We start from the raw sequence: 15,197 nt of genomic DNA, 5'->3' as shown, positions 1-15,197 counted from the left end.
CATCGTAGCTTGCAGGAACCGCATCATGTCACTCAGCGCCACCACCGCCAGCGCCACCACCGCCAGCGCCATTCCGGCGCCGCGCGGCCCCCGCATCGCCCTCGGCAGTCCCGAATTCAAGCGCAGCAACCGCGCCATGTTTTTCGGCGGCTTCACCACGTTTGCGCTGCTGTACTGTGTGCAGCCGCTGATGCCCTTGCTGTCGCATGAATTCGCGCTGACAGCAGCGCAGAGCAGCATGGTGTTGTCGGTTTCCACCGGCGCGCTGGCGCTGTCGCTGCTGGCGTCGAGCGCCATCTCCGAACGCCTCGGGCGCAAGCCGCTGATGGTGGCGGCGATGGCGGTGGCCGCCATCATGACCTTGCTGTGCGCCTTTGCTCACAACTATCCGCAGTTGCTGGCGATGCGTGCCTTGCTGGGCGTGGTGCTGGGCGGCATGCCGGCAATCGCCATGGCCTATCTGGGCGAGGAAATCGAGCCGCAGTCGCTGGGCTTGTCGATGGGCTTGTACATCAGCGGCAGCGCTTTTGGCGGCATGGCCGGGCGCGTGATCACCTCGGTGCTGAGCGACCACTTTTCGTGGCGGCTGGCGCTGGCGATGGTGGGCGTGGCGGGGATTGCTGCGGCGCTGGAATTCTGGCGCAGCCTGCCGGCATCGCGCCACTTCACGCCGGCCGGTGGCGGCTGGCGCGCGCTGCCGTCGGGTTTCAGGCTGCACTTGTCGGATGCCGGCTTGCCGTGGCTGTTTGCGTTGGCTTTCCTGCTGATGGGCGCGTTTGTCAGCCTGTACAATTACATCGCTTACCGCTTGCTGGGCGGGCCGTTCAGCCTGAGTCAGAGTGTGGTGGGTGCGGTGTCGTTCTTCTATCTGCTGGGCATCTACAGCTCGGTGTGGGCGGGAAGGCTGGCCGACCGCTTTGGCCGCCGCCACGTGCTGTGGGTGATGGCGCTGATCATGCTGACCGGCCTGCTGCTGACGCTGTCAAACTGGCTGCCGCTGATCCTGCTGGGCGTGGCGGTGTTCACTTACGGCTTCTTCGCCACGCATTCGGTGGCCAGCAGCTGGGTAGGGCGGCGCGCAACCAGCAACAAGGCGCTGGCGTCGGCCTTGTACCTGTTCTTCTACTATCTCGGCTCCAGCGTCATCGGTTCGGCGACTGGCCTCATGTGGGGACATTCCGCCTGGCCGGGCGTGGTGGCCGTGCTGGCTTTTGCCCTGTTGCTGGCGCTGCTGGTCACGCTGCGTTTGCGCAAGCTCGTGCCGTTGGCATGATCTAGATCAGTGTTGGGGCTGATTGCCGCAACTGGCTGTTCACTTCGCTGTCTCATCCGAACGGGCACATTGGTGCCTGCTCTTGGAGGAGACCATCATGCTGCATCCCAACGATATCCAGCACCGTTTCTATTTTGTCGAGCGCTCGGTGCGCCTGGCGGCGCAGGCGGCATCAGCGGAGCCTGGCCTGCCGCGCGAGCTACGCAACTGCATTGAACTGATGGACAAGCATGCCGATAGTGCGCGCGAAATCCTCGAATCGGCTGACGACACGCGCATCCGCAAGCTGGTGCGCGACCTGGAAATCCTGGCCGAACGCGCCAAACGTATCTGCGACTACATCCCCACCTTGTCCGGCCAGCTCAAAGGCGCGGTCACCCACATGCATAGCCAGGTCGAGGAACTCAAACGTGACATGCGTGTCTAAAGGGAGCAGGCCGCCGATATGGGGCCTGATACATCATGGACGACAAACGTATCAACTGGGAGTTGATCATGCACTTTGGATTTAGCGTGTTATACATTCTGGTAGTGGCTGCGGGTGCTGCCGTGGTGGAACTCGCTGCGCGCGGCATGCGATGGCTCGGCGTCAGTGACTTTACATACTATCTTTTATCCGGGGCCGCACATCTGATGCTGGTGATGGATGTGGTGCTGCTTGTCTTGGTATTGTATTACTCGACTCGAAAATTACTGCGGAGGGCGGCAAATGAAAACGGATGAGGAAGCTGGTTTCGTAAAACGTATGTTTCGGGAAAGTCTGCGCCGCTATTTCGCGCCGCTGACAGGTGCGATACGCGGCGCACGCCGCGCCATCCGGGCCGAGATGCGGCGTGATGACCGTGATCTGGAGCGCGCGCGAAAGCGTTGACAGCTACGGGCGGATGACGGCGATCATTTCGCCGACGTCGTCGAGGCCGGTTTCTTCAAAGCCGAAGCTGCGGTAGAAGGCTTGGGCGTTGGCGTTGTCCGGCTTGTAGCAGATGGTGATCAGCTTGACGTCGGGCTTGGCTTTCAGTTCTTCCAGCAGCAGCGCCATCGCGCGGCGGCCGATGCCCTTGCCTTGTTGCGGATAGTCCACCATGAAGCGGTAGATGCCGTATTCGCCGACGTTGTTGTTCGACTGCTTGTCGTACAGCAGGAAACCGGCCGGCTTGCCTTCAAAGCAGATGCCGCGCGGGATGTAGTCGTCGTAATACCTTGCCTGCGCGATGGAGTAGGCGTTGCTGGCGAGATAGCCGCGCTGCTGCTCGGGCAGTTCCATCTCCATATAGTCTTCAAAATTTTGCGCAGTGATTTCTTCCAGGGTGACCAATTACAAAACTCCTTTCGCGCGTAGCGCGGCGATATCTTCATCATTGCGGCCGAGCAGTTCGCGCAGCACGGAATCAGTGTGTTGGCCCAGCAGCGGCGGGGCGACTGCGTTGTCGGTTGGTGTGGCCGACATGCGCATCGGACTGCGCACCAGCTTGGTCGTGCCGGCCGTCGGGTGCGGCACTTCCATGACGATGCCGCGCGCCTCTACCTGCGGGTTGCGGTAGACATCGTCCAGATTGTTGATCGGCCCGCACGGCACGCCCACCGCTTCGAGCTTGTCGATCCAGAAATCGCGCGATTGTTGCAGCACCATCTCGGCCAGCAGCGGCACCAGTTCATCGCGATTCTTCACGCGCAGCGGATTGGTGGCGTAGCGTTCATGGAAGGCCAGGTCCGCGCGGCCGCCTGCTTCGACAAACTTCTGGTACTGACCATCGTTGCCGGTGGCGACGATGATGTAACCGTCCGAACACTCGAAGGTCTGATACGGCACGATGTTCGGATGCGCATTGCCCCACCGTTTGGGCGCCTTGCCGCTATTCAGGTAGTTGCTGCCGGCGTTGGCCAGCATCGCCACCTGCACGTCCAGCAATGCCATATCGATGTACTGGCCTTCGCCGGTGCGGTCGCGGTGCGTCAGCGCGGCCAGGATGGCGATGGTGGCGTACATGCCGGTCATCAGGTCGGTCAGCGCGACACCGGCTTTCTGCGGGCCACCGCCAGGCAGGTCGTCGCGCTCGCCGGTCACCGACATCAGGCCGCCCATGCCCTGGATCAGGAAATCATAGCCGGCGCGGTGTGCATACGGGCCGTCCTGGCCGAAGCCGGTCACCGAGCAATAAACCAGGTCCGGCTTGATCGCCTTCAGCGATTCGTAGTCCAGGCCGTAGCGTTTCAGCTGGCCAACCTTGTAGTTTTCCAGCACCACGTCGGACTGGCGCACCAGCTCGCGCAGCAACTGCTGGCCTTCGGTGCTGGCGATGTCCACAGTCACCGAGCGCTTGCCGCGATTGGCGGACAGGTAGTAGGCGGCCTCGGTCGTATCCTTGCCGTCGGCGTCGCGCGCATACGGCGGGCCCCAGGCGCGCGTGTCGTCGCCGTTGCCGGGACGTTCGATCTTGATGACATCCGCGCCGAGATCGGCCAGATTCTGCGAGCACCACGGTCCCGCCAGCACGCGGCTCAGATCGAGCACGCGGATATGGCCTAAGGCTTTTTGAGCTGTCATGATGTGTTTCCAACCTTTTGAGCACGAACAATCAGGCCGCTAGTGTAGCGGCACGTAGTTTTTTTGCAAGCTGTCAGCCAGTGTCTGCGCCGCGCGCCAGCGCTGCGAAGGTGACGGGTAGTCGGGCTTGCCGCGATTCGGCCAGTCCGCGGCGCGCAGCATCTTGCGATAGTAGCCAAGCAGCTGCGATGCCGGCCAGCCGGCGCGCCAGGCCAGGCGCAAGCCTTCGCGGTCGGCCTCCTGTTCCTGCGCATAGTTGGTGGCGGACAGCAGCGAGATCAGCGCGCGGTCGTTGTCGACTGCATCTTCGAGTTCCGCAAACGAGCGTGCTGCCCACGCTGGCGCCAGCCGCAGCGCGGCCTGGTATTCCAGCAGGTTGTGGTGCAGCGCGGCGTGCTGGATTTCGTGCGCCAGCAGCATGGCCAGTTCGGCATCGTTCAGCCCGAGCCGCTCGGCGTAGGCCTGGCTGACCAGGATCTTGCCGCCGGCCATGCAGTCTGCATTGGCGCGCTCATCGCCGGTGGTATGCACTTCCCAGTCCCAGCCGGCGGTTTCCGGATAGTCGCGCCGTGCCTGATGGATCAGCACCTGGGCAATCGCGCGCGCGCGCACGGTGAACTGCTGGTCGCTGTCGACGGCGCCGCCAGCCAGGCGCTCGGCGTACACGATGGCGGCGCGCGCCATGATTTCCGCCTGCGCCGGCTCGGCGGCCGGGCAGGGCGCTGCCGCTAGCAGCAGCGCGGCGATTCGTGATAACGTTGCTATCCTTGCCATAACAACTTTCCAAGGCACTGCCATGTGGCCCTATCCTAAAATTGTTGCGCATCGCGGCGGCGGCACGCTGGCGCCGGAAAACACGCTGGCCGGCCTGCGTGCCGGGCTGGCCTATGGATTCCACGCCGTCGAGTTCGACGTGATGCTGTCACGCGACGGCATCGGCATGGTGGTGCACGACCCGGAATTCGGCCGCACGGTGCCCGGTCAGGGCAGCGTGGCCGGCACCGATGCGATCGACCTGTCCAATATGGATGCCGGCAGCTGGTTTGGCGAGGCTTTCCGCGACGAGCTTATACCGTTCTACACCCGGTTCATCGATTATTGCAAGCAGCAGCGCATCTGGATGAATGTGGAAATCAAGCCGGCCGATGGCTTCGAGGCCGCAACCGGTACCTGGGTGGCCCAAGTTACCCGCGACAGCTATGCCGCCGAACTGGCCAGCGGTGACCCGGCCAGCTATCCGCTGCTGTCCTCGTTCAGCTACGAAGCACTGGCTGCAGCCCGCGACGCCGCGCCCGAACTGCCGCGCGGCTACCTGCTGGACACCATTCCGCCCGATTGGCAGCAACAGGCGCAGCAACTGGGCGCGGTTGCCATCCACACCAACCACAAGCACTTGAGCGCCGCGCTGGCGGCCGAGATCAAGGCGGCGGGCTACGGCCTGTTTTGCTATACCGTCAACACGCCCGAGCGTGGCCGGGAAATCCTGTCATGGGGCGTCGACGGTTTTTGCACCGACCGTATTGATTTGATCGGCCCGGCCTTCACCTAGACCCTGTGGCCTCTGTGGTCATATATAATCAACCCTTTGCATTTGCCAGTTACCACTAGCTCACGACATGAAATCATCTGAAATTCGCGAAAAGTTCCTCAAATTCTTTGAGTCCAAGGGTCACACGATTGTTCGTTCCAGCTCTTTGGTGCCTGGCAATGACCCGACCCTGCTGCTGACCAACAGCGGCATGGTGCAGTTCAAGGATGTGTTCACCGGCACCGACAGCCGCCCGTACAGCCGTGCCACCTCGGTGCAGCGCTGCGTACGCGCCGGCGGCAAGCACAATGACCTGGAAAACGTCGGCTATACCGCGCGTCACCATACTTTCTTCGAGATGCTGGGCAATTTCAGCTTCGGCGACTATTTCAAGCGTGATGCGATCAACTTCGCCTGGGAACTGCTGACCAAGGTGTACCAGCTGCCAGCTGAAAAGCTGACCGTGACCGTCTATCAGGAAGACGACGAAGCCTACGATATCTGGGCCAATGAAGTAGGCGTGCCGAAAGAGCGCATCATCCGCATCGGCGACAACAAGGGCGCGCGCTACGCGTCGGACAACTTCTGGCAGATGGCCGACACCGGCCCATGCGGTCCTTGCACCGAGATCTTCTACGACCACGGCGCCGATATCTGGGGCGGCCCTCCGGGCTCGCCTGAGGAAGACGGCGACCGCTTCATCGAAATCTGGAACCTGGTGTTCATGCAGTTCAACCGCGACGAAGCCGGCGTGCTGCACAAGCTGCCGAAGCAGTCGGTCGATACCGGCATGGGCATGGAGCGCCTGGCCGCCGTGCTGCAACACGTGCATTCGAACTACGAGATCGACCTGTTCCAGGCACTGATCAAGGCCGCCGCACGCGAAACCGGCGCCACCGACCTGGAAAACAAATCGCTGCGCGTGATCGCCGACCACATCCGCTCGGCCGCGTTCATGATCGTTGACGGCGTGATTCCTGGCAGCGAAGGCCGCGCCTACGTGCTGCGCCGTATCATCCGCCGCGCGCTGCGTCATGGCCACAAGCTGGGCCAGACCAAGCCATTCTTCTACAAGCTGGTGGCCGACCTGGCGATCGAGATGGGCGCTGCCTATCCTGAGCTGGAAGAAGCCAAGGACAACGTCGCCAAGATGCTGAAGGCCGAAGAAGAACGCTTCGGCGAGACGCTGGAAACCGGCATGAAAGTGCTGGAAGCGCAGCTGGCCAAGGACGCCACCGGCATCGACGGCGCCACCGCTTTCACGCTGTACGAAACCTATGGCTTCCCGCCAGACCTGACCGCTGACATCTGCCGCGAACGCGACATCAAGTTCGACCAGGAAGGCTATGACGCCGCGCTGAAGGAAAGCCAGGAGCTGTCGCGCAAGGGCGGCAAGTCGGTCAAGGATGCCAAGGTCGAATACTCGGGCGAGAAAAACAAGTTCGTCGGCTACGACAACCTGAGCCACGCGACCGCCAAAGTGATCGCGCTGTACTCGGCCGGCTCGCCGGTGCAGGAACTGGCAGCGGGCCAGCCGGGCATCGTGGTGCTGGACACCACGCCGTTCTACGCTGAATCGGGCGGCCAGGTGGGCGACCAGGGCGTCATCGGCAATGCCGGCGCGCAGTTCAATGTCAGCGACACGCTGAAGATCCAGGCTGACGTCTTCGGCCACCACGGCGTGCTGGCTTCCGGCTCGCTGAAGGTGGGTGACGCGGTCAGCGCCGATGTCGACCAGGCCAAGCGCGCGCGCACCATCCGCAACCACTCGGCCACCCACCTGATGCACAAAGCCCTGCGCGAAGTGCTGGGTTCGCACGTGGCGCAGAAAGGCTCGCTGGTCGATCCGGACAAAACCCGTTTCGACTTCAGCCACAACGCACCGCTGACCGCCGAGCAGATCGCCGAAGTGGAAGCCAAGGTCAATAAAGAGATCCTGGAAAACCACGCCACCAAGGCGCAGCACATGTCGTTTGACGACGCCGTCAAGCACGGCGCGATGGCGCTGTTCGGCGAGAAGTACGGCGACGAAGTGCGCGTGCTGGACATCGGCACCTCGAAAGAGCTGTGCGGCGGTGTGCACGTGCAGCGCACCGGCGACATCGGCCTGTTCAAGATCATCTCGGAAGGCGGCGTTGCGGCCGGCATCCGCCGCGTGGAAGCGGTCACCGGCGAAGGCGCGCTGGCGCTGGTGCAAGGCCTGGCCCGCAAGCTGAACGAAGCGGCTGCTGCGCTGAAATCGAATCCGGACGAGTTGACCGTCAAGATCGGCGCTGTGCAGGAGCAGGTGAAATCGCTGGAGAAAGAACTGGCGGCACTGAAGTCCAAGCTGGCGGCAGGGCAGGGCGACGAGCTGGCTTCGCAGGCGGTCGACATCAAGGGCATCAAGGTGCTGGCAGCCACGCTGGAAGGCGCCGATGTCACCGCGCTGCGCGAAACCATGGACAAGCTGAAGGACAAGCTGAAGACTGCCGCCATCGTGCTGGCGTCGGTCAACGACGGCAAGGTCAGCCTGATCGCCGGCGTGACGGCAGACAGCACCGGCAAGGTCAAAGCAGGTGAGCTGGTCAACTTCGTCGCACAACAAGTGGGCGGGAAAGGCGGCGGACGCCCTGATATGGCGCAAGCCGGCGGCACCGATCCGTCTGGTCTGCCGGGCGCGCTGGCGGGTGTTTCCGAGTGGATAAACTCGCGCATGTAAAGCCGGTAAAACCGCTGTAAAGCTGGATAGATGCGGCCTGCGTGGGATTTTTGATCACACGCAGGCCGTTGTCGTTCGGGGAGTCCTGTTGTATACTTTCCAGCTTGCGTTGTGAACTTGCAACGTACAACGAACTATTTTGGTGCAGCGCGTCATCCCCCTCAAAAAGGAGTAGTATGGCGACACCTCCCCACAAACGAGCGGGTTACTTGATGACCGAAACGATACTAGAAAACGATATCATCGAATTCCACAAGGAATTGGATGCGCGTGGCTTGAATTGCCCATTGCCTATACTGAAAGCCAAAAAAGCGCTTGCTGAACTGCAAAGCGGTGAAGTGCTGCGTATCATGGCAACCGACCCAGGCTCGGTACGCGACTTCCAGGCTTTCTGCAAACAAACCGGCAACGCCCTGTTGTCACACGTCCAGACTGGCCGTGAGTTTGTCTTTTTGATGCAGCGCAAATAACAGCCGCTGTATTTTTCCTTCGAGAAATTCGTCTGCAAGATTTATTTTTTAGACGATTTCTACTAGCGAAAAATAGCACGATCGTGCTTTGATTTCTTGTGCGGGGCAGATTTCTCATATAATCTAGCCCACATTATTTGTCCCGAATTCTTATTTTTTCCAAAGGCACAGCTATGAAAGTCTTGGTACCTGTCAAACGCGTGGTGGACTACAACGTCAAGGTGCGTGTGAAGTCCGATAACACCGGCGTCGATATCGCCAACGTCAAAATGTCGATGAACCCATTCGACGAGATCGCGGTGGAAGAAGCCACCCGTCTGAAAGAAGCTGGCAAAGTCACCGAAGTGGTCGCCATCTCCGCTGGCGTGACCCAGTGCCAGGAAACCCTGCGCACCGCGATGGCAATCGGCGCCGACCGTGGCATCCTGGTGGAAACCGCCGTTGAGCTGGAGCCGCTGGCAGTCGCCAAGCTGCTGAAGGCCATCGCCGACAAAGAGCAGCCGCAACTGATCATCCTGGGCAAGCAGGCGATCGACGACGATTCCAACCAGACCGGCCAGATGCTGGCTGCGCTGCTGGGCTGGCCGCAAGCCACCTTCGCCTCGAAAGTCACGCTGGAAGACGGCAAAGTCACCGTCACCCGTGAAGTCGACGGCGGCCTGGAAACCCTGTCGCTGACGCTGCCAGCCATCGTCACCACCGACCTGCGCCTGAACGAGCCACGCTATGTGACGCTGCCGAACATCATGAAAGCGAAGAAGAAAACGCTGGATGTGACCAAGCCGGAAGACCTGGGCGTCGACGTGACCCCACGCCTGAAAACGCTGAAGGTCGCCGAGCCAGCGAAACGCTCGGCCGGCATCATCGTACCGGACGCCGCCACCCTGGTCGCCAAGCTGCGCACCGAAGCTAAAGTCATCTAAAGGAAATCCAACATGGTCGCATTAGTTATCGCAGAACACGACAACGCCAGCCTGAAGGCAAGCACCCTGCACACCGTGACCGCAGCGGCGCAAGCCGGCGGTGATGTGCACGTGCTGGTCGCTGGTTCCAACGCCGGCGCCGCTGCCGCTGCCGCTGCCGCTGTTGCCGGCGTATCGAAAGTCATCCACGCCGACGCTGCCTACTTCGCCGACGGCCTGGCCGAGAACGTGGCCGAGCAAGCGCTGGCCATCGCCGCGTCGTACAGCCACATCCTGGCGCCAGCCACCGCCTACGGCAAGAACATCCTGCCGCGCGTGGCTGCCAAGCTGGACGTTGCGCAGATTTCGGAAATCACCAAAGTCGATGCGCCGGACACCTTCGAGCGTCCTATCTACGCCGGTAACGCGATTGCCACCGTGCAGTCGAGCGACAAGGTCAAAGTCATCACCGTGCGCGCCACCGGCTTCGACGCCGCTGCCGCCACCGGCGGTTCGGCTGCGGTGGAAACCGTGGCAGCCGTGGCCGACTCGGGCAAATCGTCGTTCGTCGGCCGTGAAGTGGCCAAGTCGGACCGTCCGGAACTGACCGCCGCCAAGATCATCGTCTCGGGTGGCCGTGGCATGGGTTCGGGCGAAGCGTTCAAGATTCTGGAACCGCTGGCCGACAAGCTGAACGCCGCCATGGGCGCATCGCGCGCCGCAGTCGACGCCGGCTTCGTGCCGAACGACTGGCAGGTTGGCCAGACCGGCAAGATCGTTGCGCCTAACCTGTACATCGCGGTTGGCATCTCGGGCGCGATCCAGCACCTGGCCGGCATGAAAGACTCGAAGACCATCGTCGCCATCAACAAAGATCCGGAAGCACCGATCTTCTCGGTTGCCGACTACGGCATCGTCGGCGACCTGTTTGAAGTCGTGCCACAACTGGTAGCTGAACTGGGCTAAAACGCGTAAAGCAAATCTGAGGCCACGCTGATCCGGACGCCGGATTGCCGTGGCCTTTTTCTTGGAGAGACGAGATGGCATACCAACCACCAATCAAAGACATGCTGTTCGTGATGAACGAACTGGCCAACCTGCAAGCAGTCAGCGAACTGCCTGGCTGCGAAGACGCGACCCCGGAAACCGCCGAAGCGGTGCTGGAAGAGAGCGCGAAATTCGTCGCCGCTGAAATCGCCCCGCTGAACCATGCGGCCGACAAGGAGCCGAGCTACTGGACCAAGGACGGCGTCATCACATCGAAAGGCTTCAAGGAAGCCTTCAAGCAGTTCGCCGACGCCGGCTGGCAAGGCCTGCAGCACCCGACCGCGTTCGGCGGCCAGGGCTTGCCAAAACTGGTCGGCACGCCTTGCGTGGAAATGCTGCACGGCGCGAATATCTCGTTCGCCCTGTGCCCGCTGCTGTCCGACGGCGCCATCGAAGCGCTGCTGACCGCCGGCGGCGACGAACTGAAAGCCACCTATCTGGAAAACCTGGTGACCGGAAAATGGACCGGCACCATGAACCTGACCGAGCCGCAAGCCGGCTCCGACCTGGCCGCCGTGCGCACCCGCGCCGAGCCGCAGGGCGACGGCACCTACAAAATCTTCGGCACCAAGATCTTCATCACGTATGGCGATCACGACATGACCGACAACATCGTCCACCTGGTGCTGGCGCGCACGCCGGATGCGCCAGCGGGCGTGAAGGGCATCTCGCTGTTCATCGTGCCGAAATTCCTGGTCAATGCCGACGGCACGCTGGGTGCGCGCAATGACGCGCACTGCGTGTCGATCGAGCACAAGCTGGGCATCAAGGCCAGCCCGACCGCCGTGCTGCAATTCGGCGACAACGGCGGCGCCATCGGCACACTGGTCGGCGAAGAGAATCGCGGCCTCGAATACATGTTCATCATGATGAACGCGGCGCGCTTTGGCGTTGGCCTGCAAGGCATCGGCCTGTCCGAGCACGCCTACCAGCACGCGCTGGCCTACGCCAAGGAGCGTGTGCAATCGCGCGACCTGAACGGCTCGCCGGCCGGCGTCGCCATCATCCACCACCCGGACGTGCGCCGTTTGCTGATGAATATGCGCTCACAGACCGAAGCCGCACGCGCGCTGGCCTACGTTGGCGCCTCGCTGTACGACAAGGCGCACCACAGTGCCGACGCCGACGAGCGCGCGCACAACCAGGCGGTGTACGAATACCTGGTGCCGATCATCAAAGGCTGGTCGACCGAACTGTCGCAGGACGTCGCGCGTGATGGCGTACAGATCCACGGCGGCATGGGCTTCATCGAAGAAACCGGCGCTGCGCAGCATTACCGCGACGCCAAGATCCTGACCATCTACGAAGGCACGACCGCGATCCAGGCGAACGACCTGATCGGCCGCAAAACCGTGCGCGACGGCGGCAAGATCGCCAAAGAGCTGATCGCCCAGGTGCGCGCCACTGAAGCCGAGCTGGCCAAGCTGGACGGTGCCGACTTCGCCGCCATCCGCAAGCAGCTGGCGCAGGGGGCGGGCGAGCTGGAGGCGGTGGTGGACTACGTCGTCAGCAATCTCAAGACCGACATCAAAGGTGTATTTGCCGGCAGCGTACCGTACCTGAAGCTGGCCGGCATCGTGCTGGGCGGCTGGCAGATGGCACGCGCCGCCGTGATCTCGCAGCAGAAACTGACTGCCGGCGACGGCGACGCCAGCTTCTACAAAGCCAAGATCGCCACCGCCCGCTTCTTTGCCGAGCACATCCTGTCGCAAGCATCCGGCATCCGCACCTCGATCACCGAAGGCAGCGCCGGCGTCCTCGCCCTCGACATCGAGCAGTTCTAAACCAAATCCGGGGTCAGTTCTGCCAAACGTACATGAGCTCGTGTACGATTGGCAGAACTGACCCCGGAGTTGTTTATGCGCATTGCTCTTGTTTCTGATATTCACGGTAACTTGCCGGCCTTGGAGGCCGTGGTGGCGGATATTGCCCGGCGTGGCGTCGATGTCGTCGTCAATCTGGGGGATAGCTTGTCCGGGCCGCTGTTGCCGCTGGAGACTGCGCGCTTTTTGATGGCGCTGCAGGATTGGGTGCAGTTGGCCGGCAATCATGAGCGGCAGATTCTGCATCCGCATCAGCGCACGGCGTCGGATGTGTTTGCGCATGCGCAGTTGGGCGATGCTGAGCTGGCCTGGCTGGCGAGCTTGCAGCCGCAGCAGTGGCTCAATCCGCAGGTGCTGCTGTGCCACGGCACGCCGCGCAGCGATCATGAGTATTTTCTGGAAACTGTCGAGCCGGGCGGGGCGCGGATGGCCTCGCTGCCGGAAATCGATGCGCGCCTGGCCGGTGCGGAGGCGGCGCTGATTGCGTGCGGTCACAGCCATGTGCAGCGTGCTGTGCGGTCGTCATCCGGCTGCCTGATCGTCAATCCCGGCAGCGTCGGCTTGCAGGCTTATGATGACGATCATTTGCACTATCATGTCATGCAGAATGGCTCGCCGGATGCGCGCTACGCCATCGTCGAGCATCACGCCGCAGGGTGGGGCGCCGCGCTGATTGCCGTGCCTTACGACTGGCAGCCGATGGCAGCGCTGGCCGCCCGCAATGGCCGGCCCGACTGGGCGCATGCCATCGCCACCGGCTACGCTAAGCCATCACATCAATAATCGCCTGGTACACCCGTACCGGTTCTTCGGCGATGCGGTTCAGCACGTAGAGAAAATGCTCCTGGCCGAACACCGCATACTCGCGCGTCGGGAAGCCGCGCGCCTGCAGGCCGTCGATCTGCTCGGCGCCAAGGCCGATCAGTGATTCGAATTCAAACCAGCGCGGGTCGATGCGTTCTTGCACAATCAGCGCGCTGAGGTCGGCCTGGATGGCGCGGTCGTGCGTGGCGATCGAGCACTTGTGTCCGCTTAGCAGCAGCTCTTGCGCGTAGCGGCGGTAGGCTGCGGCCAGCTCTGCGCTGTTGCGGCTGTAGGCGACGCCTTCTGGTTCCAGGAACGCGCCTTTGACCAGGCGGATGCGGCCCGGCAGCTTCATCAGCGCCGGCAGGTCCTGCGCGGTGCGCAGACGCTTGGCCGGCACGGTGATGCCGACGTTGCGCAGTTCATCTTCCTGATGCAGCCGGGTGTAGATGGCGTAGATGTCGTCGGCACGCTCGATGCCTTCCATCGAGATCATTACTTCGCGGTTGATTTCAGCCGCAGCCAGCGCGATGCGGCGGGCATTGCGGTAGCCAAGTTCGCCATCCACCAGCGAGCCGATATGCGACAGGTCGAACGAAATCGAGCAGTTCAGGTTGCGCGCGCCGATGCCGCGCACCAGTTGCATGAAGACTTCCGTCTCGGCCATCGCAAACGCTTCGTCACGCACGCTTTCGCCCATGTATTCGGCCGACGCGGCGTGGCCGCGCGCGATGATCTGTTCCACCCGCGCCAGTGCTTCATCGACCGTCTGTCCGGCCACATAGCGCTGCGAGACTTTGTGCATGTACGGCCGCAGCAGCGGGTCGTTGCAGAATTTTTCCTTGGCGGTTTCATCCAGCGCCAGCGCGCGCAGCGTGCTGGCCGCCTGGTCGACCAGTGGCTGCCATTCGGTAGGGAAGGTGGTCATCAATGCCTTATCGCCGGACGATGGTGCCGTTGCTGTGCTGCACACGGTCGCCGCTCATCATCTGTGGATCGTGATCGAAGTTGAAGCTGGCCTTGCGGCCGTCGTCGTATTGCACGTGCACGGTCCACTGCTTGGTGGACTTGGCTTTTTCTTCGATCTTCTTGCCGGCATAGGCGCCACCGGCGGCGCCGGCGACTGTCGCCAGCTGGCGGCCGTGGCCGCTGCCGACCTGGTTGCCGAGCAGGGCGCCAGCGACACCGCCGGCGATCAGGCCAACAGCGCCGCCTTCGCCGGCTTTTTCACCAGCCACCACGGAAGTCACCTTGCCGCAGTCCTTGCAGGCGCCGGGCTTGGCGGTGCTGGTGTTTAGCTGCGCCTTGGCGTAGGCCAGGGATTTGTCGTACTCGGACTTGGCGTCGCGCATGCATTGCATGCGGCGGCCGGAATCGCTTTCGTCGCCGCACAGTTTCTTGTCTTCGGCGTAGCGGGTGGCGAGACGCTTGGTCTCGGCGTTGTAGTGTTCCTTGGGTGTTTGCGCCTGCGCGGAAGCGGCGAGGGCGGCCAGCATCAGTGCGGCCAGGATGGAACGGTTGCTCATGCTTGTTCTCCTTGTTTAACCATAGGCGCCACCAGTGTACAGCAAGTCAAACAGGCGCGAGATGGTGGCGATCAGTCCGCCGGCGCCGACCATCATGCTGGCGACCAGCACCACGGCCACCGGCCAGCGGGTGTCCGATTGCCGCGCGCTGGCGGCGTTGTAGCGTGCGTCCCATTTGTCATCCGGCGTCAAGCCGAGGATCAGCGCTTGCAGCATGCCGGCCAGGCCGGACAGCGTCACTGGCAGCAGCTTGTAGAAACCATCGGCCTGCGGCGCCAGCTGCGCCACCAGCCACGCGGCCGGCAGGCTGGATAAATGCAGCCACAGCCACGGATCGCGCCAGCCGCGCAGGTACAGCCTTTGCATGCCCAGCCCGCCTAAAAGAAAGGCCAGCAGGGCGGCGATTGTCTTGTTTTTGTGACGCGTTGAGTGCAAAACAGTCATGGTTGCTCACGAATTAGCCGGTAAACCCGCAGTATCAGGCATAATACCGCCCCCGGCACGCCTTTTTTGCGGGCAAGGCTATTGCCCCGGACGCCGGAACAAGGGATAATCTTTGATTACCCCAACATGCCCAA

17 protein-coding genes are annotated in these 15,197 nt (G+C 62.4%); 11 read left to right on the top strand and 6 right to left on the bottom strand.

The genetic code is table 11. The features are described from left to right. Nucleotides 1–25: 25 nt before the first annotated feature. From BLS51_RS21855 to BLS51_RS29795, 4 genes are all read left to right on the top strand, one after another. Entirely contained in the window at nucleotides 26–1,273 is a 1,248-nt protein-coding gene (locus BLS51_RS21855) for an MFS transporter (RefSeq protein ID WP_090189781.1), read from the top strand. A 97-nt stretch (nucleotides 1,274–1,370) separates the two neighbouring features. Then, nucleotides 1,371–1,700: a hypothetical protein gene (locus BLS51_RS21850; RefSeq protein WP_090189784.1), complete on the top strand. Its 330-nt coding sequence runs from the start codon at nucleotides 1,371–1,373 to the stop codon at nucleotides 1,698–1,700. 35 nt (nucleotides 1,701–1,735) lie between these two features. After that, the gene (locus tag BLS51_RS21845; RefSeq protein ID WP_090189786.1) at nucleotides 1,736–1,996 is read left to right on the top strand and encodes a hypothetical protein; all 261 of its coding nucleotides are present in this window, start codon (nucleotides 1,736–1,738) and stop codon (nucleotides 1,994–1,996) included. Beyond that, nucleotides 1,983–2,144 carry a hypothetical protein gene (locus BLS51_RS29795; RefSeq protein ID WP_175472653.1) on the top strand — a complete coding sequence of 54 codons (162 nt, stop codon included), beginning with the start codon at nucleotides 1,983–1,985 and terminating at the stop codon, nucleotides 2,142–2,144. Before BLS51_RS21845 ends, BLS51_RS29795 begins: the two co-directional genes overlap by 14 nt. Before the next feature lie 3 nt (nucleotides 2,145–2,147). Here BLS51_RS29795 and BLS51_RS21840 read toward each other — a convergent pair whose 3' ends face one another. Genes BLS51_RS21840 through BLS51_RS21830 form a run of 3 tightly spaced genes read right to left on the bottom strand, consistent with a single transcriptional unit; the run spans nucleotide 2,148 to nucleotide 4,592 of the window. Beyond that, entirely contained in the window at nucleotides 2,148–2,588 is a 441-nt protein-coding gene (locus BLS51_RS21840) for a GNAT family N-acetyltransferase (RefSeq protein ID WP_090189788.1), read from the bottom strand. After that, nucleotides 2,589–3,818: a CaiB/BaiF CoA transferase family protein gene (locus BLS51_RS21835; RefSeq protein ID WP_090189790.1), complete on the bottom strand. Its 1,230-nt coding sequence runs from the start codon at nucleotides 3,816–3,818 to the stop codon at nucleotides 2,589–2,591. It lies immediately after the preceding gene. 39 nt (nucleotides 3,819–3,857) lie between these two features. Beyond that, a complete protein-coding gene (locus BLS51_RS21830) occupies nucleotides 3,858–4,592 on the bottom strand; it encodes a M48 family metalloprotease (RefSeq protein WP_175472652.1) in 735 nt (244 codons plus the stop codon). Between the two features lie 22 nt (nucleotides 4,593–4,614). On the opposite strand from BLS51_RS21830, the gene ugpQ reads away from it, so the two are divergent. The 7 genes from ugpQ (at nucleotide 4,615) to BLS51_RS21795 (ending at nucleotide 13,072) form a co-directional block, all read left to right on the top strand. Continuing rightward, nucleotides 4,615–5,367 (top strand): glycerophosphodiester phosphodiesterase, encoded by a 753-nt coding sequence (gene ugpQ, locus BLS51_RS21825; RefSeq protein ID WP_090189795.1) that lies wholly within the window; start codon nucleotides 4,615–4,617, stop codon nucleotides 5,365–5,367. A gap of 67 nt (nucleotides 5,368–5,434) precedes the next feature. Next, a complete protein-coding gene (gene alaS, locus BLS51_RS21820) occupies nucleotides 5,435–8,047 on the top strand; it encodes an alanine--tRNA ligase (RefSeq protein WP_090189797.1) in 2,613 nt (870 codons plus the stop codon). Between the two features lie 212 nt (nucleotides 8,048–8,259). Further along, entirely contained in the window at nucleotides 8,260–8,517 is a 258-nt protein-coding gene (locus BLS51_RS21815; RefSeq protein WP_090189799.1) for a sulfurtransferase TusA family protein, read from the top strand. 173 nt (nucleotides 8,518–8,690) lie between these two features. Then, the gene (locus BLS51_RS21810; protein WP_090189801.1) at nucleotides 8,691–9,440 is read left to right on the top strand and encodes an electron transfer flavoprotein subunit beta/FixA family protein; all 750 of its coding nucleotides are present in this window, start codon (nucleotides 8,691–8,693) and stop codon (nucleotides 9,438–9,440) included. Nucleotides 9,441–9,452: 12 nt separating this feature from the next. Continuing rightward, nucleotides 9,453–10,385, top strand: a complete 933-nt coding sequence (locus BLS51_RS21805; protein ID WP_090189803.1) for an electron transfer flavoprotein subunit alpha/FixB family protein — start codon at nucleotides 9,453–9,455, stop codon at nucleotides 10,383–10,385. Nucleotides 10,386–10,459: 74 nt separating this feature from the next. Then, complete coding sequence (locus tag BLS51_RS21800) at nucleotides 10,460–12,250, top strand: acyl-CoA dehydrogenase (protein WP_090189805.1); 1,791 nt, start codon at nucleotides 10,460–10,462, stop codon at nucleotides 12,248–12,250. Between the two features lie 75 nt (nucleotides 12,251–12,325). Further along, on the top strand, nucleotides 12,326–13,072 hold the full coding sequence (locus BLS51_RS21795) for a metallophosphoesterase family protein (protein WP_090189808.1): 747 nt from the start codon (nucleotides 12,326–12,328) through the stop codon (nucleotides 13,070–13,072). Here BLS51_RS21795 and BLS51_RS21790 read toward each other — a convergent pair. From BLS51_RS21790 to BLS51_RS21780, 3 genes are read right to left on the bottom strand one after another with little or no spacing between them, the layout of a single operon-like run. After that, a complete protein-coding gene (locus tag BLS51_RS21790) occupies nucleotides 13,053–14,021 on the bottom strand; it encodes a proline dehydrogenase family protein (protein WP_090189810.1) in 969 nt (322 codons plus the stop codon). The genes BLS51_RS21795 and BLS51_RS21790 overlap by 20 nt on opposite strands. A gap of 7 nt (nucleotides 14,022–14,028) precedes the next feature. After that, on the bottom strand, nucleotides 14,029–14,619 hold the full coding sequence (locus tag BLS51_RS21785; RefSeq protein WP_090189813.1) for a glycine zipper 2TM domain-containing protein: 591 nt from the start codon (nucleotides 14,617–14,619) through the stop codon (nucleotides 14,029–14,031). A 15-nt stretch (nucleotides 14,620–14,634) separates the two neighbouring features. Further along, nucleotides 14,635–15,063, bottom strand: a complete 429-nt coding sequence (locus BLS51_RS21780) for an NINE protein (RefSeq protein WP_090189815.1) — start codon at nucleotides 15,061–15,063, stop codon at nucleotides 14,635–14,637. Nucleotides 15,064–15,197 lie beyond the last annotated feature (134 nt).

The organism is Duganella sp. OV510 (assembly GCF_900100205.1).
Taxonomy (GTDB): Bacteria; Pseudomonadota; Gammaproteobacteria; order Burkholderiales; family Burkholderiaceae_D; genus Rugamonas.
This window is presented reverse-complemented; position numbering and strand designations above follow the sequence as displayed.